General features: G+C 66.4%; 20 protein-coding genes. 9 read left to right on the forward strand and 11 right to left on the reverse strand.

Features of this window, described 5'->3' with window-relative positions; genetic code table 11:
* Window positions 1-23 precede the first annotated feature (23 nt).
* From V6D40_RS08885 to V6D40_RS08895, 3 genes are read left to right on the forward strand one after another with little or no spacing between them, the layout of a single operon-like run.
* Window positions 24-815 (forward strand): IclR family transcriptional regulator domain-containing protein, encoded by a 792-nt coding sequence (locus V6D40_RS08885; protein WP_334290002.1) that lies wholly within the window; start codon window positions 24-26, stop codon window positions 813-815.
* A complete protein-coding gene (locus V6D40_RS08890) occupies window positions 812-2038 on the forward strand; it encodes an acetyl-CoA C-acetyltransferase (protein WP_334290003.1) in 1227 nt (408 codons plus the stop codon). Before V6D40_RS08885 ends, V6D40_RS08890 begins: the two co-directional genes overlap by 4 nt.
* 17 nt (window positions 2039-2055) lie before the next feature.
* On the forward strand, window positions 2056-2325 hold the full coding sequence (locus V6D40_RS08895; protein WP_334290004.1) for a hypothetical protein: 270 nt from the start codon (window positions 2056-2058) through the stop codon (window positions 2323-2325).
* On the opposite strand, the gene V6D40_RS08900 is transcribed toward V6D40_RS08895, so the two are convergent.
* Together V6D40_RS08900 and glf are read right to left on the reverse strand one after the other, a co-directional pair.
* Window positions 2322-3926 carry a cation:proton antiporter gene (locus V6D40_RS08900; protein ID WP_334290005.1) on the reverse strand — a complete coding sequence of 535 codons (1605 nt, stop codon included), beginning with the start codon at window positions 3924-3926 and terminating at the stop codon, window positions 2322-2324. The genes V6D40_RS08895 and V6D40_RS08900 overlap by 4 nt on opposite strands.
* Window positions 3927-3954: 28 nt before the next feature.
* A complete protein-coding gene (gene glf / locus V6D40_RS08905) occupies window positions 3955-5142 on the reverse strand; it encodes a UDP-galactopyranose mutase (RefSeq protein WP_334290006.1) in 1188 nt (395 codons plus the stop codon).
* Between the two features lie 136 nt (window positions 5143-5278).
* Here glf and V6D40_RS08910 point away from each other — a divergent pair, with 136 nt between their 5' ends.
* Window positions 5279-7147: a peptidoglycan recognition protein family protein gene (locus V6D40_RS08910; protein WP_334290007.1), complete on the forward strand. Its 1869-nt coding sequence runs from the start codon at window positions 5279-5281 to the stop codon at window positions 7145-7147.
* Window position 7148: 1 nt separating this feature from the next.
* Here V6D40_RS08910 and glpK read toward each other — a convergent pair whose 3' ends face one another.
* A complete protein-coding gene (gene glpK / locus V6D40_RS08915) occupies window positions 7149-8615 on the reverse strand; it encodes a glycerol kinase GlpK (protein WP_334290008.1) in 1467 nt (488 codons plus the stop codon).
* 372 nt (window positions 8616-8987) lie between these two features.
* Here glpK and V6D40_RS08920 point away from each other — a divergent pair, with 372 nt between their 5' ends.
* The gene (locus tag V6D40_RS08920; RefSeq protein ID WP_334290009.1) at window positions 8988-9821 is read left to right on the forward strand and encodes a hypothetical protein; all 834 of its coding nucleotides are present in this window, start codon (window positions 8988-8990) and stop codon (window positions 9819-9821) included.
* On the opposite strand, the gene V6D40_RS08925 is transcribed toward V6D40_RS08920, so the two are convergent.
* Genes V6D40_RS08925 through serS form a run of 3 tightly spaced genes read right to left on the reverse strand, consistent with a single transcriptional unit; the run spans window position 9822 to window position 12732 of the window.
* Window positions 9822-10640 (reverse strand): HAD family hydrolase, encoded by an 819-nt coding sequence (locus V6D40_RS08925; RefSeq protein WP_334290010.1) that lies wholly within the window; start codon window positions 10638-10640, stop codon window positions 9822-9824.
* Between the two features lie 5 nt (window positions 10641-10645).
* A complete protein-coding gene (locus tag V6D40_RS08930; protein ID WP_334290011.1) occupies window positions 10646-11479 on the reverse strand; it encodes a lysophospholipid acyltransferase family protein in 834 nt (277 codons plus the stop codon).
* Entirely contained in the window at window positions 11479-12732 is a 1254-nt protein-coding gene (gene serS / locus V6D40_RS08935) for a serine--tRNA ligase (protein ID WP_334290012.1), read from the reverse strand. The genes V6D40_RS08930 and serS overlap by 1 nt, the downstream gene beginning before the upstream one ends.
* Before the next feature lie 58 nt (window positions 12733-12790).
* Here serS and V6D40_RS08940 point away from each other — a divergent pair, with 58 nt between their 5' ends.
* Both V6D40_RS08940 and V6D40_RS08945 read left to right on the forward strand, forming a co-directional pair.
* A complete protein-coding gene (locus tag V6D40_RS08940; protein ID WP_334290013.1) occupies window positions 12791-13804 on the forward strand; it encodes a septum formation family protein in 1014 nt (337 codons plus the stop codon).
* Window positions 13804-14151, forward strand: coding sequence for a metallopeptidase family protein (locus tag V6D40_RS08945; protein WP_334290042.1), 348 nt, complete (start codon window positions 13804-13806; stop codon window positions 14149-14151). The genes V6D40_RS08940 and V6D40_RS08945 overlap by 1 nt, the downstream gene beginning before the upstream one ends.
* Before the next feature lie 152 nt (window positions 14152-14303).
* On the opposite strand, the gene V6D40_RS08950 is transcribed toward V6D40_RS08945, so the two are convergent.
* On the reverse strand, window positions 14304-14936 hold the full coding sequence (locus V6D40_RS08950) for a histidine phosphatase family protein (RefSeq protein ID WP_334290014.1): 633 nt from the start codon (window positions 14934-14936) through the stop codon (window positions 14304-14306).
* On the reverse strand, window positions 14930-15805 hold the full coding sequence (gene pheA, locus V6D40_RS08955) for a prephenate dehydratase (RefSeq protein WP_334290015.1): 876 nt from the start codon (window positions 15803-15805) through the stop codon (window positions 14930-14932). Before pheA ends, V6D40_RS08950 begins: the two co-directional genes overlap by 7 nt.
* 17 nt (window positions 15806-15822) lie before the next feature.
* On the opposite strand from pheA, the gene V6D40_RS08960 reads away from it, so the two are divergent.
* Both V6D40_RS08960 and V6D40_RS08965 read left to right on the forward strand, forming a co-directional pair.
* Window positions 15823-16521, forward strand: coding sequence for a CPBP family intramembrane glutamic endopeptidase (locus tag V6D40_RS08960; protein WP_334290016.1), 699 nt, complete (start codon window positions 15823-15825; stop codon window positions 16519-16521).
* A 24-nt stretch (window positions 16522-16545) separates the two neighbouring features.
* Window positions 16546-17760: an LCP family protein gene (locus tag V6D40_RS08965; RefSeq protein ID WP_334290017.1), complete on the forward strand. Its 1215-nt coding sequence runs from the start codon at window positions 16546-16548 to the stop codon at window positions 17758-17760.
* Here V6D40_RS08965 and V6D40_RS08970 read toward each other — a convergent pair.
* The 3 genes from V6D40_RS08970 to V6D40_RS08980 form a co-directional block, all read right to left on the reverse strand.
* Complete coding sequence (locus V6D40_RS08970; RefSeq protein WP_334290043.1) at window positions 17744-19285, reverse strand: alanine/glycine:cation symporter family protein; 1542 nt, start codon at window positions 19283-19285, stop codon at window positions 17744-17746. The two genes, V6D40_RS08965 and V6D40_RS08970, sit on opposite strands and share 17 nt — an antisense overlap.
* A 111-nt stretch (window positions 19286-19396) precedes the next feature.
* Complete coding sequence (locus tag V6D40_RS08975; RefSeq protein ID WP_334290018.1) at window positions 19397-20353, reverse strand: DUF5926 family protein; 957 nt, start codon at window positions 20351-20353, stop codon at window positions 19397-19399.
* Window positions 20319-20990, reverse strand: a complete 672-nt coding sequence (locus tag V6D40_RS08980) for a glycerophosphodiester phosphodiesterase family protein (protein WP_334290019.1) — start codon at window positions 20988-20990, stop codon at window positions 20319-20321. Before V6D40_RS08980 ends, V6D40_RS08975 begins: the two co-directional genes overlap by 35 nt.
* Window positions 20991-21021 lie beyond the last annotated feature (31 nt).

The following is a 21021-nucleotide window of genomic DNA, read 5'->3' on the forward strand; positions in this document are numbered from 1 at the left end:
ATTGATGAGCTAGGCTCACACGCATGGGAGAAAGTGACGTGCAACTCGTTCAGAGTTTAAGCCGGGGACTCGCGGTTATCCGCGCGTTCGACGCTGAGCGCCCACGTCAAACGTTGGCGCAGGTGGCGGACGCCACCGGGCTGGCCCGCGCCACTACCCGCAGGTTCCTCCACACATTGGTTGCGGAGGGCTTCGCGCTTACCGACGGCACGTTGTTCTGGCTCACCCCCAAAACCCTCGAACTGGGCTACTCGTACCTGTCCAGCCTGGGGCTGCCGGCGATCGCGCAACCCCACCTCGTGCGGCTGTCGAGCGAACTCAACGAATCGTGCTCGGTGTGCGTCCTGGACGAAGGCGACGTGGTCTACGTCGCGCGCGCCGCCACCAACAGCATCATGAGCGTGAACATCACCATCGGCACCCGCTTCCCCGCCTACGCCACGGCGATGGGCCGCGTGATGCTCGCCGGCTTGAGCGAAGTGGAGCTGGACGCGTACCTCGCAGCGGCAACGTTGCACCCGCGAACGCCGCTGACGATCACGGACGCATCCAAGCTGCGCGAGGTGGTGGACACCGTCCGCGAGCAGGGCTACAGCGTGGTCGACCAGGAGCTCGAGATGGGGCTCCGCTCGATTGCGTGCCCCATCTACAACGCCGCCGGAGAAGTGACCGCGGCGGTGAACGTGCCCGCGCACGCGGCGAGGTACCAGCCCGCCCAGGTGGTGGGGCGGCTCTTACCGCCGCTGCGAGACACCGCCGCCGCGATCACCCGCGACGTCGTGACAACCGATATGACAACGAAGGAGACATTGTGACTACTGCAAACCCCGCCGACATCGTCATCTGCAACCCGAAGCGCACCGCGGTGGGCCGCTACGGCGGCGCCTTCGTCGGTGTACCGGTGCAGGAACTCGCCGCAACCGTGGTCAAGGCGGTGATTGAGGAGGCCGGCATTTCCGGAGATGCGATCGACGACGTCATTTTGGGCCAGGCCTCCCCGAACGGCGCCGCCCCCGCTTTGGGCCGCGTGGTCGCACTTGACGCGGAGATCGGCCTCAACGTGCCGGGCATGCAGCTCGACCGCCGCTGCGGTTCCGGCCTGCAGGCCGTTGCCACAGCGGCGGCGCACGTCGCCTCGGGCGCGGCGGACCTGATCATCGCCGGCGGCGCCGAGTCCATGTCCAACACGGAGTACACCGTGGACGGCAAGATCCGCTGGGGCGCGAAGGGCGGCACGATGGAGTTCGTCGACCGCCTCCAGGAGGGCCGCGAGAAGGCCGGCGGCAAGCACCACCCGATCCCGGGCGGCATGATTGAAACAGCCGAGAACTTGCGCGAGGAGTACTCGGTTTCCCGCGAGCGGCAGGACAAGCTGGCCGCGGAGTCGCACCGCCGCGCGGCCGCCGCGCAGGAGGCCGGCGACTTCGACGCGGAAATCGTGCCGGTGAGTGTCCCGCAGCGCAAGGGCGACCCGGTCGTCGTGGACAAGGACGAGCACATCCGTCCCGGCACCACGGAGGAGTCCCTGGCCAAGCTGAAGCCGGTGATGGGCAAGAAGCTCGACGGCGCCACCGTCACCGCCGGCAACGCGTCCGGCCAGAACGACGGCGCCGCCGCAATGATCGTGACCACCCGCGCAAAGGCCGAAGAGCTGGGCCTGACTCCGGCAGTTGTGCTGCGCGGCTGGTCGGTGGCCGGCGTGCCGCCGGAGACCATGGGCATCGGCCCCGTCGCGGCTACCGAAAAGCTCTTCGGCCGCCTGGGCCTGACGTTCGACGACATTGACCTCATCGAACTCAACGAGGCGTTCGCCGCTCAGGCGCTGGCGGTGCTGGACGCGTGGGGCATCTCCGAGGACGATCCGCGTGTCAACCCGGTCGGCTCCGGCATCTCGCTCGGCCACCCTGTCGGCGCCACCGGCGCGCGCATGCTGGTCACCGCGGCTCACCGCATGGAGCGCACCGGCGCCCAGCGCGCGCTGGTGACCATGTGCATCGGCGGTGGCCAGGGTCTGGCCGCCGTGATCGAGAAGGCGTAGCGGGCATAATCGGGCGCATGGACACTCCCGGCAAGAACTACGCCCTCGGCGCCGTACTCATCGTGGTGTGCGCCGCCTCGTTCGCGTTCCTCTCCGGCTCCACCGCGGTGTTCGTGGGCATCGCCGGAGCGATCGGCGGCGCCGTGCTGATCCTTCGCGGCATACAGCTCGCGGACGCACAGTCAGACCCGAGCTTGCAGGACCCGATGTTGCAGGATCCGCTCAACTTCGACGACGGCTACGACTGGGACGCCGAGTTCCGCCGCAACACCGAGGGCGGCCGCTAACTGCCGTCGCTCATCCGCATCATCTTGCTGGGGTTTGCTAACGCACTGCGCTGGCTCGCCATGATGAGGTTGTCTAGGTCGGCGAGCACCGCGTCGACGTCGGCAGGGTTGTAACGCCGTTCCCGGCGCGCCTTCTGCAGCTCGTGGCTGGCAGCCTTGAACGCCACTTGCTGCATCTCGAGTGCACCCTCGCGGGCGCGCAGGAACGCTTCCTTGCGCTCCTTCGACCCCTCGGGATCCATCACGCGGCGCTCCGCGACGGAGTCGAGCCAGTCCTGCACGATCGTGTACGCCTCCGGCGCGAACTCGTCGTTGTGCTCCTGGATCGCCTTGCGCGCCGCGGCGTAGGCGCGCTCGTTGAGCTCGCCGTACGCCTTGTCCGCGTCCGCGTCCGGGCCGTGCTCGAAGTCCATCTTGCTCACCAACCACGGCAGCAGCATGCCCGGGATCACCATGGTGCAGGTCAGCACCGTCAGCGCAATAACAGACAGCTCGTGGTGGTATTGGGTTGCCGACGCGGGCATCGACAGGACCAGCGCCAAGGTGACCAGTCCTCGCATGCCGGACCACGCCATGAGGAGTACTTCCTGCATGCGCAGCGGGGACACATTGGTCCTCCCCTTTCGCTGATTCGCCTTGCACAGCACCCACATCCACGCGAAGCGAACCAAGAACGCAACCAGGGAGAGCACCACGCCGATCAGGATGGCCTGCGTGATGTTCGTGCCCGCGGTGTCGATCGCGTCGCGCACGCTCATGCCGATCAGCCCGAACGCGACGCCCGTGAAGAGCAGCTCCACGGTCTCCCAGAAGAAGTGGCCGGTGAGGCGGTCCTCCGCCGTCATCGCGGAACGCGACGACATCTCCACCGCGGCGATCACGATCGCAATCACGCCGGATGCGTGGATAGCTTCGGCGCCGGCGTAGATCGCGAACGGTAAGACCCAGGTAAACGCGGTGCGGATCACCGAATCCGGCACCGAGTTCGCGAATTTCGCCGCCAAGCGCCCCACGATCAGGCCGATTACCACGGCCGCCACCGCGGCGTACAGGAAGGACAAGAACCCGCGGCCGAAATTCACCTCGTCGTGGGCGACGGCAGCTGCAAGCGCGACGTTGAATGCGACGATGGACGCGGCGTCGTTAAACAAGCCCTCTGTCTGCAGCGTGCCGGTGATGCGCTTCGGAATGCCGGCGGGACCCGCCACCGCATCCACAGCGACCGGGTCCGGCGGCGCGATCGCCGCGGCGAGCACCATCGCCGCCGCAAGCCCGATACCCGGCATCATCCACATGGCGGTCGCCGTCAGAGCGGCGATGGTGAGGAAAACCAGCACCACCGACATGGTGAGCACAACGTTGAGCTGTGAGGCGATTTGCCCCCAGCTGGTGCGCCGCGCCAAAGACCACAACAGCGGCGGCAGGAAGATCGGCAGGATCAGGTGCGGATCGACTGTGATCGTTTCAATGCCCGGGATGAACAGCACCGGCGCCACCACAATGGTCAGCAGCGCCGGCCACGGCAGGCCGGTGCGCTCACCGATGGCGGCGACGAGAACGGTAGCGAGCAGAAGACCAACGAGCGCAAGAAAGATTGACACGCGGCCAGTGTAATCGGCGCGGCGTTCGCTAGTGCCCGCGCGGCTGGCTCAGCGGCTGGCCGGACTCGAAGTACGGGCGCAGCTGGTTCTCGAAGAGGGTCAGCGCCGCAGCGATCGCCATGTGCATGTCCAGGTACTGGTAGGTGCCCAGGCGGCCGCCGAAAAGGACGCCCTTTTCGGACTCCTTGGCGGCGAGCTCGCGGTAACGCCCCAGCTTCTCGCGGTCCTCGGGGGTGTTGATCGGGTAGTAGACCTCGTCCTCGTCGCCGGCGAAGCGGGAGTACTCCTTCACAATCACCGTTTTGTCGTCCGGGTACTCGGAGCGCTCCGGGTGGAAGTGGCGGAACTCGTGGATACGGGTGTACGGCACGTCGGCGTCGTTGTAGTTCATGACCGGGGTGCCCTGGAAGTCGCCGGTTTCCAGCACTTCCTGCTCGAAGTCGAGGGTGCGCCAACCCAGGCGGCCCTTCGAGTACTCGAAGTAGCGGTCGAGGGGGCCGGTGTAGACAATCGGCGCGTCCGGGTTCTCAGCGCGCAGCTCGTCCCGGAGCTCGAAGTAATCGGTGTTGAGGCGGACGTCGATAAGCTTGTGCTCCGCCATGCGCTCGAGCCACGCCGCGTACCCGTCGACCGGCAGGCCTTCGTGCGTGTCGTTGAAGTAGCGGTTGTTGAAGGTGTAGCGCACTGGCAGGCGAGAGATGATTTCCGGCGGCAGGTCGGTGGGGTCGGTTTGCCACTGCTTGGCGGTGTAGTGCTTCACAAACGCGTCGTACAAGGGCTTGCCAATCAGGGCGATGCCGCGCTCCTCCAGGTTGGTGGCGGCGGCCGGGTCGAGTCCCTCAGTCTGCTCGGCGATCAGCGCGCGCGCCTCGTCCGGCGAGTAGTAGCGGCCGAAGAACTGGTTAATCAGGCCGAGCCCCATCGGGAACTGGTACGCCGTGCCGTCGTGCATGGCGAAGACGCGGTGCTGGTAGTCGGTGAAATCCGTGAAACGGTTGACGTACTCCCACACGCGCTCGTTGGAGGTGTGGAACAGGTGCGCGCCGTACTTGTGCACCTCGATGCCGGTTTCCGGGTCCTTCTCGCTGTAGGCGTTGCCGCCGATGTGGTCGCGGGCCTCCACCACCAGCACCCGCTTGCCCAGCTCGCTCGCGGCCTGCTCTGCGATGGTGAGGCCGAAAAAGCCCGATCCGACAACGATGAGGTCATAAGTCATGCCACGTATTTTCGCATAGTTGCTTGTCGACGGGGCGCCCCACGACACGCTCACCCTCAAGTCTTACTTGAGACTTGATATTGGTGTAGGGTGCAACGTGAATCACTATCGTCACATCGGCCACAGGAGTAATACAGTGAAACAACGCCGCCGACTGAATAGTGCCGCCACCCGCGTGCACCCGATGCTCGCCGCGATCCTGACCGTGGCTGTGGTCGCCACCGCCGCGGTCGGCGGCCAGCAGATCCTGCAGGTCCAATCCGTCGCGCCGGCTAGCGTAGAGGTGTACAGCGATTCCGCCTCCTTCGACGGCGGCGCCAACATCACCGTCAACGACGCAGCCGTGCGCACCCAGTCCGGCGAGCAGGAGGAAGTCCACCGCGTGGTCAAGGAGTTCACGCGCGACCGCGAGTTCTCCCTCTTCGCGCTGACCTGGTCCGGCGAGCGCGACATCGTCGCCTTCGCCCGCTCCCAGCGCGCGGACGGCACGTGGACCCCGTGGTACGAGATGGAGATCGCCGACTCCCCCAACGGCATCGCCACCTTCGGCACCGAGCCGATTTACGTGGAGCGCACCAAGAGGGTGCAAGTCTCCACCGGCGGCGTCGACCTGCTCGAGGGCGGCCGCACCGCCTCCGCCGCGCCGACCACCGCCCGCGACCTGCAGGCAGTGTTTATCGACGGCGGCGTAGGCACCACCGCCGGCGACATCACCCCGGTTGCCGACTCCTACTCGCGCTACATGCCCAAGGTGGTCACCCGCGCGCAGTGGGGCGCGAAGAGCACTAAGAAGCCGTACTACACCGAACCGGTCACCGCCGTGACAGTGCACCACACGGCAGGGTCCAACAACTACACGGCCGCCGAGGCCCCGGGGCTGGTCCGAGGCATCGAGCACTACCACGCTGTGACCCGCGGCTGGGGCGACATCGGCTACAACGCGCTGGTGGACAAGTACGGCAACATCTACGAGGGCCGCGCCGGCGGGTTAGACCGCGCTGTACAGGGCGCGCATGTCGGCGGCTTTAACACCAACACCTGGGGCGTGTCCGTCATGGGCGACTACTCCGTCGCTCGCCCGACCACGGAATCCATTAAGGCGCTGGGCGAGCTCATCGGCTGGAAGGCCGCAGTTTCCGGCTTCGATCCGACGGGCTCTAGCCGCCACTACGCCGACTTCACGTTCGCCGGCTCGCGCTACGCGGCTGGCCAGGGTGCCGTGTTCCCCAACGTGAACGCGCACCGCGACTTCCACTTCAACGACTGCCCGGGCGACAACCTCTACGCCCGCATGGGCGACATCCGCCGCGCGGCGAAGGTGAAGTACGACGCCACCCGCGCCTCGCGCGTGATTGCAAACCCGGCCCTGCCGTCGCAGCCGAGCACCACCGAGACCGTCCGCAACCCCGACGGGACAACCACCACGGTCATCCGCACCGACGGTTCCGGTTCTTCCACCGGCACGAACACCACCGACACCGCGAACCTGCTCCAGGGTGTGGCGGACGGCGACGCGGTCGCCATCGCCACGGTGGTCGGCACCGTGGCAGGCGCGGCGCTCATTTGGGCCCTGCAGAACGGCAAGCTGGACAACCAGGTCAAGAACGTCGCGGGCACCGAGCTGATCGCGGGGCTCACCGTGCAAGACGTTGCCCCGGTGCTTGGCCCGGTTCTGAGCCTGGCCGGCAGCTCCAACACCGCCGACGTGTGGAAGAAGTTCGAACCCGAGCTGGGCAAGGTGGTCGGCTCCGTGTCCGGCGTCGGCGGCCAGCAGATGGTCTTCTACGCCAACGGCATCGGCGTGCGCGACTCCAAGGGCGAGATCTTCACCCTCGCCGGCCAGATCGCCAACGCGTGGCTGCAGCAGGGCCTCGACGCCGGCCCTCTGGGCATGCCGAAGTCGAAGGCGCGCAACGTCAACACCGACGAGGTGCGCATGGACTTCGAAGGCGGCTCGGTGGTCTACTCGATCTCGAAGCGCAAGATCGACATCACCACCAGCTAAATCACGCCTGGTTGTAGGCGCGCAACACCGCGTCTTCCCACTGCGCAACGAGCCGATCCCGCTCGGGGTCGGCCATTGTGTTTTTGAAGGTGGTGGCGCTGGTGAGGTTGAAGGGGGCGTCGATAAGCGAAATGCCCATGGCAGCCGCTGACGCCGCACCCATCACCGTCGTTTCGATGTTGGCCGGGCGCACCACGTCGATGCCGAGGATGTCCGCCTGCATTTGCATAAGCAGGTTGTTGCTGGTCATGCCGCCGTCGACACGCAGCTGCTCCGGGTGCGCCCCCATCGCGCGCACCACCTCGAGCGTCTGGAGGCAGGTCGCTTCGAGTGCGGCGCGGGCAATGTGCCGCTTATCGACGTAGCGCGTCAACCCCACAATCACCCCACGGGCATCCGGGCGCCACCTGGGGGCGAACAGCCCGGAGAACGCCGGCACGATGGTGACCCCGCCCGAATCCGAGACCTGGGCGGCCAGCGTTTCGCTCTCCGCGGCGGTGTCGATGATGCCCAGCTGGTCGCGCAGCCACTGAATCAGGCTGCCGCCGACGGCCACGCTGCCCTCCTGAGCGTAGACCGGGGCCTCGCCCTCGATCTGGTAGGCGACGGTGGTGAGCATGCCCGAGTCGCTGATCCTCGGCGTCGCACCCGTGTTGACCAGCATGAACAGGCCGGTGCCGTAGGTGACTTTCGCGTCGTTCTCTCTCAGGCAGTTCTGGCCGAACAGGGCGGCTTGCTGGTCGCCGAGCACGCCCGTGATCGGCACGCCGCCGAGCGGGCCGCGCGAACGGACGTGGCCGAACGTGCCGATCGACGGCTTAATCTCCGGCAGCATCCTCCTCGGCACCCGCAGCTGTTCACAAAGCTCGTCGTCCCAGTCCATGGTGGCGAGATCCATCAGGAGCGTGCGGCTGGCGTTGGTCACGTCGGTCAAGTGGAGCGAGTTTGCGGTGTCGCGCGCACCGCCGGTGAGGTTCCAAATCAGCCACGTGTCGATAGTCCCGGCGAGCAGTTCACCGTTCTCGGCCCGCTCGCGCGCGCCTTCGACGTTGTCGAGGATCCACGCCCACTTCGGACCCGCCGGGTACGAGTTGTGGAGCAGGCCCGTTTGCTGCAGGTACTGCGTTTGGTCCTGCTGGTCGGTGGGGTTCGTGCGCGTGTCCTGCCAGACGATCGCGTTGTAGATCGGGCGGCCCGTATCCTTCTCCCAGATCACCGCAGTTTCGCGCTGGTTAGAGATGCCGAGCGCCGCCACGTCCTCGTCGGCGATATCCTGGCTGGCCAGCGCCTCGACCACCGCGCGGCGCGTGTTGCGCCAGATCTCGATCGGGTCGTGTTCCACCCACCCCTGCCGCGGCATAAACTGCTTGTGCTCGAACTGCGCCTCCGAGACGACGTTGCCGCCAGCGTCAGTAATGAACACTCGAGTCGATGTCGTGCCCTGGTCGATCGCGGCGATGTACGGCATGGCAACGAGTGTATGTGGGCAGGTGTGTGGAAATTTTCGGGGGTGTAGCTCCCAGCGAAAACCGGCCCCTTTTCCGCCGCGTTTCCGCAGGTGGGTTGTCTAGCCAAATCCTTGGGAGCTACAGGGCAGGTGGGCCGGGCCAGGTTGGGCCCGGGTTTTGGGCCAGGTTGGGGCCGGGCCGGCTCGGGGCCGCCGGACGCCCGCCGGCAGGCCTGGGGTGAACTACACGGGTCGGCCAGCAAGCACAAGGCGCTATCCACAGGCGAGCTACCCAACACGGGCCTGCACCAGGAAGCTATCCACAATCCGCGGATCGGGCTTCCCCCGCGGCCGAAAGTCCGAGATGATCGGGTCATGGATGGGGAATCGAGGGTGGAACGGAAGCGTCGCCAAGAGCTCGAGCTCATATCGGCGGTGGCGAAAGACACGAAGAACGCGGTGATCACCGGACCGGCCGCCGCCAGAGTGTTGGGGGTGAGCAACCTGGGGTGGGTGGAGCAAGTGCACCTCATCATGCCGGGCAGGTCGCACCAGTGGGGAAAGAAGCGGCAGTATCCGGACCGGGTGTACGTCAGCGCCGGCATCACCGACGAGGATTGGTACGTTAACCAGGGGTTTCGTGTCACCACACTGGTGCGCGCAATGTTCGACACCTACCGCTACTGCGGGAGGATGCCTGCACTGGTGCAGATCGAATCCGCGAGGAACAAGTGGAACGCGTATACCCAAAAGACCCTGCTCGAGCAGTCGGCCTCGCTGCCCCGGGCTCATGGTCTCCGGGGGTTTCGGGAGCTTATTTGCTTATCGACGCACCAAGCAGAAAGCCCACTCGAAACACTTGCGCGACACCAGATCCTTCAAGCGGTGGAGAGAGGGGAGCTGAGCGAGGTGAGAACGGTCGAGGTGCAGGTCAACTTCGTCGTCAAGGACCTCGACGGCGCGATCGTTTACGCGCGGGTTGACCTGTTGGTTAACGGCTACATCGCAATCGAGTTGGACGGCCGCGTCAAAACCGACGGGACATACGGAGACCCGGTTGCCGTGACGTTACAAGAGCGGCACCGGGAGAAGGAGCTGCAAAACCTTGGGATCATCGTGCTGCGTTTCGGGTGGAAAGCAGTGATGACAGGCGAATTTCTCAAGGTCATCGAGGCGGTGCTGCGAATGTATCCGAAGCCGAAGACGCTTCCGCTGAGAGCGGCGTAGCTAGAACCACTGCTCGAGGACCATGGCGACGCCGTCCTCGTCGTTGGAAGCGGTGACGTGGTCGGCAACCTCCAAAAGCACCGGCGAGGCGTTGGCCATGGCGACGCCGGTGCCGGCCCAGGCGAGCATCTCGACGTCGTTGGGCATGTCGCCGAAGGCGATGACGTCGGCAGGGGCAACTCCGTAGCGCTCGGCGAGCGCGGCAACGCCGGCGGCCTTGTTCACGCCGGGGGACGAGATCTCGATCAGCCCCTCATCCATTGAGTACGTCACGTGGGCGATACCCGGGTCGACGACGGGGGCGATCAGCGCGTGCATCTGCGCCGACGACAGCTCCGCGCTTCTCACCAGCAGTTTCGCGGCGGGAACGGCGACAAGATCGGTGATGGGGACGATGCCGAAGCGAGCGTCCCAGGCATCGGGGTTGTATTCCGGCGTGATCAGAAAAACTTCGTGCTCGGGGTCGAGGGCGCTGGAGCCGACGCGCTCTACGCCGTAGCCGTGAGGCACGCCGTCGAGTACGCGGCTGACGTCGGCCGCGATCTCGGACATCGTGGCGGGAGCGAGTTCGGCGGCGTGCAGCACGGTGTCGGAGGCGGGGTCGTAGACCACCGCGCCGTTGGCGCAGACGCAGATCGGGGATACGGTGATTTGGTCGAGGACGGGGATAAGCCAGCGGTGGGGGCGCCCCGTCGCCAAGCAGAAAAATGCCCCTCCGCCTACCGCGCGGGCGACGACCTCCCGAAGGCGCGGCGTGACGCGGCCGTCCGAGTTTAAGAAGGTGCCGTCGATGTCAGAGGCGATGAGTTTCGGGGCCATGGCGTCTAGCGCTTCTTCTGCGCCCTCGCCTCCTTCTCCAGGCGGTAGATCTCCGCGGCCTCATCGATCGTCGGCGCGGTGCCGCCCATCGATTTCGGCATCCACGCCTCGCCGGTGAACGGGCCGAAAGTGGCGTCGTACTCCCGGCGCGACTGCTCAAGCATGGCCTGCATCGCGGACTTCAGCGCAGCCGTGTCGGCCTCCGCGTCGCCGGTGAGGTGGATCGGTTCGCCGTAGCGCACGATCACAGGCACGTGGTGGAGCTTCTTCGGCAAATCCTTCGTCCAGATTCGCTGCGAGCCCCAAATCACGCACGGGATCAGCGGCACGTCGGCGGCGTGGGCGATGCGGGCGGCACCGGTTTTGAAGTCGGCGAGCTCGAAGGAGCGCGAGATCGTCGCCTCGGGGAAGATGCCCACCAGATTGCCGCTGCGCAGCATGGCGGCGGCGGTGGAGATGGAGGCCGCGCCCTTGGAGCGGTCGACCGGCACGTGGTTCATGCGGCGCAGCACCGCGCCGAGGACGGGGACCTCGAAGACGGACTTCTTCGCCATGAAGCGCACGAGACGCTCGCCGCGCAGGTAAGGGCCGGTGCCCAGCAGGACGAAGTCGGCGTAGCCGGTGTGGTTGCCGGCGATCATCGCGCCGCCCTCAGCGGGGATGTGCTCGGCGCCGACGACGGTCACCTCGATCTTCAGCAGGTTCAGCACGCGGCGCGCGGTTTTCACCGTGCGCTGGTAGAAGCGCTCGGCGGCTTCCTCCTGGTTGACCCCGATCTCCCTGAACAAGCGGGGGACGCGGAAACCGCGGTACTTCCGGGTATCTACAAGCGCAGCCATTAGGGGGTGAGCACGTCCTTGCCCACCCACGGGCGCAGCGCCTTCGGCACGACGACAGAGCCGTCGGCCTGCTGGTGGTTCTCCAAAATCGCGACCAGCCAGCGGGTGGTGGCCAGCGTGCCGTTCAGGGTGGCGGCGGTCTGCGTCTTGCCGTCCTCGTCGCGGTAGCGCGTGTTCAGGCGGCGGGCCTGGAACGTGGTGCAGTTCGACGTGGACGTCAGCTCGCGGTAGGTGTCCTGCGACGGCACCCACGCCTCGGTGTCGAACTTGCGGGCGGCGGAGGAACCGAGGTCGCCGGCGGCGACGTCGATGACGCGGTACGGCACCTCCACAAGACCCAGCATCTCGCGCTCGAGGCCGAGCAGCTTCTGGTGCATCTCCTCGGCATCCTCGGGCTTGCAGTAAACAAACATCTCAAGTTTGTCGAACTGGTGGACGCGCAGGATGCCCTTCGTGTCCTTGCCGTAGGAGCCGGCTTCGCGGCGGAAGCAGCTCGACCAGCCGGCGTAGAGCAGGGGTCCGTCGGAGAGGTCGATGATCTCGTCGCGGTGGTAGCCGGCCAGCGCCACCTCGGAGGTACCGACCAGGTACATTTCGTCGCGCTCGAGGTAGTAGATCTCCTCGTCGTGCTGGTCCAAGAAGCCGGTGCCGGCCATGATTTCGGGGCGCACCAGCACCGGCGGGACCATCACCTTGAAGCCAGCTTCGCGCGCCTTTTGCGCGGCGAGCATGAGCATGCCCAGCTGCATCCAGGCGCCGTCGCCGACGAGGTAGTAGAAGCGGGCGCCGCCGACCTTGGTGCCGCGCTTCATGTCGATAATCCCCAGGCTCTCGCCCAGGTCGAGGTGGTCTTTCACCTCGAAATCGAACTCGGGCACCTCGCCGACGTGCTCGAGGACCACGAAGTCCTCCTCGCCGCCGGCGGGCGCGCCCTCGATCGGGTTCGGGATCGCCACCTGCAGGCGCGCAACCTCGGCCTCGGCCGCGTCCTGCGCAGCCTCCGCGTCTTTCACCCGCGCCTTGAGTTCGTTCGAGCCCTCGAGCAGCGCCGGGCGGTCCTCCGGCGCTGCTTGGCCGATCTTCTTGCCAAATGCTTTCTGCTCGCCGCGCAGCTCATCCGCCTTCTGGATGGCGCTGCGGCGGGTCTCGTCCGCTGCCAGCAGCTGGTCCACCAGCGAGGGATCCTCCCCGCGGGCGACCTGGGAGTTGCGGACGTGGTCCGGATTTTCGCGCACTTGTTTGAGATCGATCACGCCTTCATACTTTAGCCGCTGAACACACAGGCGCAGGCCGAGGTCTAAGCTATCCGCCATGGCCACCAAGTCCACAGCCGCGCGTTCGTTCGTCATCGCCGCGCTCGCCGGCGCGGTCGGGATCGGCTCCTTCGATCTTGCGCGCCAGCAACCGGAGGGTGATCAGGTGGAGGACAACGGGGCGCAAGTAAGCAAAAGCTCCTTCACCACCGCCGACGCGGGCTCCTGCCTGACCTGGGACATCGGGCCGGACGGCGCGATTACCGGGTTCGACCAGACTGATTGCGCGGGCCCGCACCGCTTCGAGGTGGCGCTGCGCGAGGATCTGGGCACCTACCCCACTTCCGAGTTTGGGCCGGAGGCGCCGATGCCGAGCTCGACGCGGCAAGCGCAGCTGCGCGAGGAGCTGTGCGGCGCGGCGACGGTGCGCTACCTCGACGGCACGTACGACCCCGCCGGGCGCTACTCCATCGCCCCCATCCTGCCGCCGGCGAGCGCGTGGGCCGAGGGCGACCGCACGATGCTGTGCGGCCTGCAGGAGACGGACTTGGAGGGCGAACCCGTTTTGACCAGCGGCCGCGTTGCCGACCAGGACCAGGCGCGCGTGTTCGAGGCGGGGCAGTGCGTGGCCATCGACCCGTCGAATTCGCTTTCGGTGGTTGACTGCGGCGAGGTCCACCAGATGGAGATCACCTCCACGGTCGAGCTGGCCAGCGTGTTCCCAGACCACACGCCGAGCGTCGAGGAGCAGGACCACCACCTCGGCGACGTGTGCACCGCGGCCGCGCAGGACTACCTCGGCGGCGAAGAGAACCTCTATCAAATCACGCTGCAGCCGTTCTGGACCACGCAGAAGCCGGTCTCCTGGGACGGCGGCTCGCGCAGCGTCAACTGCGCACTCGTCTTCTCGCGGCCGGAGGGCGGCTTCGCAGACCTCACCGGTTCCGCAACGGGCGGCAGGGAGCAGTTGCTTATCGACGCAGCGCCCCCCGCCCAAAAGCCCCAACGCCGACCCTTGCGCACCGACGCCTCCACCGCGCCCGCCACCGAACCGGCTGTGGAACCGCAATGATGACGCCGGTGACGCAGGAGGAGTTCGAGGAGATGATCAACGACGCCCTCGATGCCATCCCCGACGAGTTCGCCGAGCACATGACCAACATGGTCGTCCTCGCCCGCGACTTCAACTACGACGACCCGACGCTTCTGGGCCTGTTCGAGGGTGTCCCGCTCCCCGAGCAGCACTCCAACCACACCGGGTTCCTCCCCGACGCCGTCTTCGTGTACAAAAACGCGCTGGAGGCGATGTGCTCGGATGTTGACGAGCTGCGCGAAGAGGTCAAGGTCACCGTACTGCACGAGGTCGGCCACTACTTCGGCCTCCAGGAGCACGAGCTGCACGAGCTTGGTTGGGGCTAGATCGCCGTTACAACCGGCTGTTCCAAATGGTCACCGCCAAAGTGTTGCTTGCACATGGTCATCAACCGAGTAACCGGCCCGAGCCCAAAACCTGCGACGGCGACTAATGACCTTCTGCTAACAACACTTTGCAAGCAACACTTTGTGGGCGGCTACGGCAGCGGGTAATCCGCCCACTGCACAACCCGCCAGCTGCCGAATTCCCTCGCCGGCTCACCCGGATCCAACACAACGTACTGGCAGTTGGCCAGGTGGGACTGCTCGGCGTACTCGGGCGTGATCCCGGTTTCGTGGGTGGCGTTGGCAGCGTAGGCGCGGATGGCGCCGCCGTGGGAGACAACGACCGTGGTGCCACCCATCTCAACGTACGGCTGGATCGCGCCGTGGTAGCGGGTGAGGAACGTATCTAAGGTGTCGCCGTCTTCGATGAACGCGGCGAGGTCGCGGCGGTAAAAGCCCCGGAAAGCGGCGAAATAGGCGGTGTGGGCGGAACGGGAGTTGTGCATCTCCCACCGCCCGGCGTTGACCTCCTGCAGGCCGGCAACAGCCGGGATGTCGCCGAACCTACCCCCGGACTCGGGGCCGAAGGCGAGGTGGGCGGTTTGGCGGGCTCGGAGCGCCTCCGACGAGATCACCCGGTCCACGTCGAAATTCGCGAGGATCTCGTGGCCAGCGGCGCGCGCCTGCTCCTCACCCAGCTCCGTGAGCTGGGCTCCGGGCAGCGCGGTGTCCAGCTTGCGGTCGACGTTGGAAAACGTCTGTCCGTGACGAAGCAGGATCAGCATGGTGCACCGTCACCTAAGTCCGCACCCTCGACGAACCGCGGCCATGAGCCCAAGAAGCGCAGTTGGCTGGCGCGCGCCTCGATCCCCCGCAGCGCCTCAGCGACGGGCGCGTCGTCGCGGTGGCCGACGAGCTCGACAAAGAAGTGGTACGTGTTTGCCACCTCGCGGGTCGGCCGCGACTCGATGCGCGACATGTCAACACCGCGCGCGGCTAGTTCTTGCAGCGCCGAGGCCAACGCGCCCGGCTTGTTAGCGGTCTGGAAAATGATGAACGTGCGGTCGTTCCCGGTCGGCCCGCCGCCAACCGCCCCACGACCGGCCGCTCCCCCAGCTGGACCCACGAGGATGAAACGCGTGCGCGCCGTCGACAGGTCTGCCACACCGCGGGCGTGCACCTCGAGGTCAAACAGCTCCGCGGCGCGCTCGGGAGCGGCGGCAACATCGGCAGCGCCCTCGGCCACCATGCTGGCGGCGGCCGCATTCGAGGTCGCGGGCAAAAACTGCACGTCCCCGAGGTGCTCGGCGATCCACGACTTCACCTGTTGCTGGGCAACAGGGTGGGTGGAAAACAGGCGGGCGCGATCAAGCGCAAAGCCTCTCCGCGTCATGATGGCGAACGCGATAGCCAGCTCGGTCTCGGCGTAGATCTCCACGCCCGGGGCGACGAGAGCGTCGGCGGTTGAGGTCACGGCCCCATCCACGGAGTTTTCCACCGCGACCACCGCGTAGTCAACCTTGCCCGCGCGTACCGCGTCGAGAGCCTGGGCGGGCGAATCCACCGGCACGTACTCGGGGTCTGGAAGGTCGAAGCGGCGCGCGGCCTCCTCGGTGAAGGTGCCGGCCGGTCCGAGATACGCGATGCGGGTCACGGCGCTAAAGTTACCGCATGCGCCAGCGCCTTATCACCGAAGTGCTGCTTGTCCTCGCCGTCACCTTCGGCGCGTCAGGGGTGCGCGCAGTGCTGCGGCTGATCGAATCGCTCATTGCCGCGCCGCTGAACGAGCAGTCGACGGTGCTGGTCAACCAGCAGTCCACCACGACGTGGATTGATCTCGCGCTGCAGCTCACCTCCGTCGGCGTACTCATCGCGTGGGGCGGGCTGGCCTGGTACCTACTGAACGAGAGATGGCGCTGGCCGAGGTGGCGCGACCTCGGTGCCGGTGCCGGGCTCGCTGCCCTCATCGGCCTGCCGGGACTCGCGTTCTACATCGCCGCGGTGCACCTGGGTTTCAGCAAGGTTGTCGTGCCGGCCACCGATGCGGTGCAGATCCCCACCTCGCTTCTGTGGGCGTTCGCGAACGGCTTCGGCGAGGAGGTCGTAGTCGTGATGTACCTGCTCACGCGCCTTGCGCAGCTGGGGTGGAAACCGTGGCAGGCGGTGGCGGCATCAGCAGGGCTGCGCGGCTCCTACCACCTCTACCAGGGCCTCTCCGCGGGCCTCGGCAACGTGGTGATGGGCGTCATCTTCGCCTGGTTCTTCCACAGAACAGGCCGCGTGTGGCCGCTTATCCTTGCGCACTTCCTTATCGACGCCATCGCGTTCACCGCCTACCCACTCCTGGACCTTTCCTGGCTCGGCATCTAAGCCCGCGGGTTTAGACTGTCCGACATGTCAACGACGCCGCACTCCAACGACCCCAGGGACAACCTGGGCGATTACGTGCTGGGCAAAGACGGCAAGCCGCTGGTGGACCGCTACGGCCGCCCAGTGCACCGCCGCACGGATTACCAGCCGCGCCGCACGCCGCACGAGCAGCGCAATCAGGAGCAGCGCGCCCAAGAGCGCCCCCGCCCGCGGCAGCAGATGCCAGCGCCGCAACCCAAACCCCAACCCAGGCCTCAACCGCGGCCCGTGCCCAAACCGCAGCCTCGGCCCGAGCCAAGGCCCGAGCCCCGCCAGAAGTCGCGCAGGCAGCGCAGGCAGCGCAAGGCCCCGGGGTGCTTGGGGTGCTTCACGGTTGTTGCGGCAGTACTGGTCCTCACCCTCGTAGGGCTTTTGCTTGCCGACGCCCGCCTCACCCGCACCCAAGCGCTCCCGCCATCACAGGTCGAGAACACCTCCGGAACCAACTGGTTGCTGGTCGGCTCCGATTCCCGAACCGGCCTGTCCCAAGCTGAGATTGATCGCCTCGGCACCGGCGGCGATATCGGCTCGACGCGCACCGACACGATCATGCTTTTGCATATTCCGCGAACGGGGCAGCCCACGCTGGTGTCCATCCCGCGCGATTCCTACCTCGCGATTCCTGGTTACGGCTACGACAAGGTCAACGCCGCCTTTTCCTACGGCGGGGCGCCGCTACTCGTCCAGACCGTTGAACAGGCGACGGGGCTTAGGATCGACCGCTACGCCGAGGTGGGCATGGGCGGGCTCGCAAACGTCGTCGACGCCATCGGCGGCGTAGAGATCTGCGTGGCGGAGCCGATTGATGACCCGCTGGCGAACCTGAACGTCCAACCCGGGTGCCAGAAAATGGACGGTGCAACAGGCTTGGGTTACGTCCGCACCCGTGCAACAGCGCTGGGCGATCTCGACCGCGTCGCCCGCCAGCGAGAATTCTTGACCGCCGTGGTGTCGCGAACCCTCTCCCCCGCGGTGCTGCTGAACCCCTTCCGATTGGTCCCGCTCATGTGGACGGCGCCGACGATGTTCACGGTCAACCAGTCCGACCACGTGTGGAACCTCGCGCGCATCGCGCTCGCTATGCGCTCGGGCTTGGTCACGGAAACCATCCCGCTGGGCGGTTTCGCCGACACCGAGGTGGGCAACGTGATGCTGTGGGACGAGGCTGGGGCGCAGGAGTTGTTTAACCGGCTGCGGTAGGGGGCGCGGTGGTGGGCCAGGTGCCGTCGGCAAGCATCTGCTTCTTCCGCTCCACCCAGAAGTCGGCGTTTCTGATACCGAGGGCTTCCGGGTCGAACTGCGGGTCAAGGCCCGCCTTCTTCTGGCGGCGGTAATCCCACAGGCATTTGAGCGCCGGGGCCTGGATCACCAGGACCGCTACGATGTTGAGCCACGCGGTGGTGCCCACGCCGATGTCACCGAGCGCCCACGCCGTGCCCGGGGTGGACGTTGCGCCGACGACAACTGCGGCAATGATCAGCGCCCGCAGCACCCAAATCAGCGCGGTGCGCGCGCTCTCGCTTTTCACCCAGCGGTTCAGGTACGCGAAGTTCACCTCGGCCATGTAGTAGTAGGCCAGCACCGTGGTGAAGGCGAAGAACAAGATCGCCAGCGCCACGAACGAGGAGCCGAGGCCGCCGCTGAGCGTGTTCAGGCCCTCTTGCACGAAACCCGGGCCCACGGCCACGCCGTCCGGAAGCGAGCCTTGGTAGATCACGCCGCCGTCCTCGGACTGGTCTTCGAAGACCTTGTACATGTCGGTCGAGATGATGATGAACGCGGTTGCGGAGCAGACAAACAGGGTGTCGATATAGACGGCGAACGCCTGGACAAAACCCTGCTTCGCCGGGTGGGACACCTCAGCCGCCGCCGCCGACTGCGGGCCGGTGCCCTGGCCGGCCTCGTTGGAGTAGATGCCGCGCTTGACACCCCACGCGATTGCCGCGCCCAGCATGCCGCTGAACATCGCCTCCTGGTCGAAGGCGGAGCGGAAGATGAGCCCGAACACATTCGGGATCTCGGAGGCGTTCGCGATCATGATCACGGCCGCGACGACGATGTAGATCACGGCCATGAACGGCACGACCATCGATGCGAAGGTAGCGATGCGCTTGACGCCGCCGATGATGATGAAGCCGAGAAGCGCCGCCATCGCCGCAGCGGTGACCCAGGTGGAGATGCCCCACGCGTTGTTCACCGCGGCCGCCACGCCGTTGGCCTGGATGCCTGGCAGGAAGTAGGAGGTGGCCAGGATCATGCAGATAGCGAAGAAGATGGCGTACGCCTTGGCAACGCCGCGGGCGCCGGTGTGGGCGTAGGCCTTCTCGATGTAGAAGGCCGGGCCGCCGCGGTATTCGCCGGTGTCGCGGTCCTTCTCCTTGTAGATCTGCGCCAGGGTGCATTCGACGTACGACGTTGCCGAGCCGAGGAACGCCACGACCCACATCCAAAAGACCGCGCCAGGACCGCCAAAGGCGATGGCGGTGGCGACACCTGCGATGTTGCCCACGCCGACGCGGCCCGCAAGCGAGACCATCAGCGATTGGAACGAGGAGATCCCCGCTTCAGAGCTCTCGCCGGTGGACAGCTGCTTAATCATGTCGGGCAGGCAGCGGACCTGCAGGAACAAGGTCACGGCGGTGAAGTACACACCCGCGCCGAGACAGAGATACACCAGCCACTGGGACCAAATGATCCCGTCGAGGGTGTTGATGAACGTCTCCATGTTGCCCTCCACAAACCCGGTTTTATGCACAGATATCCAAGTGATACAAAAGATAGACCACGAACCCTGTGTCCCGGGTCACTTTTACGGGGGCAAAATTCTCGCGCGCCGCTAGATCGTCACCTGGCGCGACTTGATGTTGTCGAGCTGCTTGCGCTCGTCGGCGTTGAGCTGCGCGTCGGAGGCGTACTCCGCCACAATTTTCTCGTTCAGCGCGGTGAGCGCCTCGGCGTACGCGGCAGCCGGCGCCTCATCGGCGATCGGGTCCACGGCCGGGTCCAAATCCCACACCGGCACAACAACCCCGTGGGTGCGGAACGCGCCGGCGAACTTGGTGCCCTCGCCCAGGTTGAGCTCGCCGCGGGCCGCGATGCGCGCGAGCGCGGCCAGCATCTTGTCCTCGTTGTCCTCGCCGCGCACCCAGCGGATGTGGGCCTTGCCGCCGCCGGGGTTGACCCACCACGCCGAGCCCGGGATCGCGTCGCCGGATGCTGCCTTGATCTGGGTGGACGGCATCACTGCGTCGTTGGCGCGGGCGAGAGCCTGGCGCACCTCGGCGGGAAGCGCGGAGCCGTCGGCGAACCACCAGTCGAAGTCTTGGTGCTCGGTGATGGCAGGTAGCGCGGACGCGCCGACAAGCGAGGTCAGCTCCGGCTGCGTACCGTCGGCGACCGTCGACGCGAGCGACTCGCCCGGCTTGGCCTCAAGCACCCACGCCAGCGCGTAGGCCAGGTCGCGCCCCGGGTTCTGGGAGTGCGACTGCACCTGCAGCGCGACGAAGCGCTCGCCGCCTTCCTCTTCCGGACGCACCATCGCGGCGCCGGCGCCCGGCAGCACGGTGACGATGTTGACCGGGGTGCCGTTCACCTCGAACGCGGCGACGGCGGAGGGGACAAACTCCTGCAGCGCGATCAGGTCGGCCTCGGCGGCCAAGCCGCCGAACGGGCGGGGGTCCTTGGCAAACTGCTCGCGCTCGGCGGCGCGCGCCGCCAGTTTCGCCTCGCGGCGGGTCATGCCCTCGGGCAGCTGCTCTTTAGTCTTCTGCTTCTTCGGTTTCCTTGGTGCCATGGGCACTCATCGTAGCCAGCGCGAGGTCCGGCAGGTCCGTAGCCATGACGTCCACCCCGTGGTCGGCGCACCACTGCATCTCAATCGGCTTGTTCACCGTCCACGTGTACGTTTTCAAACCCCGGTAGCCCAGAAGCTCCGGCTTGGCCATCAGGTGCGAGATCCCGGGCCCCACACCGTAGGGCTTCGACCACATCACGTTCTTCGGGTTCCAGCGCCGCTCGCGGAGGTTGAACAGGTAGAACGTCTCCAGCTGCGGGGCGAACTCGGTGAAGTAGCGCACCGCGCGGTGGGAAAAGGAGATGAGGTGGATGCGCTCCGAGTCGTGCAGCCGGTGGTAGCGAAGGGCCCGCAAGGTCTGTTCCTCCACCTCCGGCCCGAATCGGCTCGGGTGTTTAGTCTCTATGTAGAGGTGTTTGTCGGGGTGGGCGGTGATGAGGTCTAACAGGTCGTCGATAAGCATCAAGCCCTCAGCGCTTTGCACCGGGTCGTGCGCAACCACCAGCTCGCCCTTCGGCGTGAGGCGCACGTCGCACTCGATACCGTGGATGGGCAGCGCGAGCGCCTCCTCGAACGCCTGCGGCGTGTGCTCGGGAAAGCGGCCGGAGAAGCCGCGGTGCGCCACAATCTCAGTCACGCGCCCCACCGTAGTCGTTGTTTGACACAAT

The sequence above is a fragment of the Corynebacterium sp. Marseille-Q4381 genome, assembly GCF_036881695.1.
GTDB lineage: Bacteria > Actinomycetota > Actinomycetes > Mycobacteriales > Mycobacteriaceae > Corynebacterium.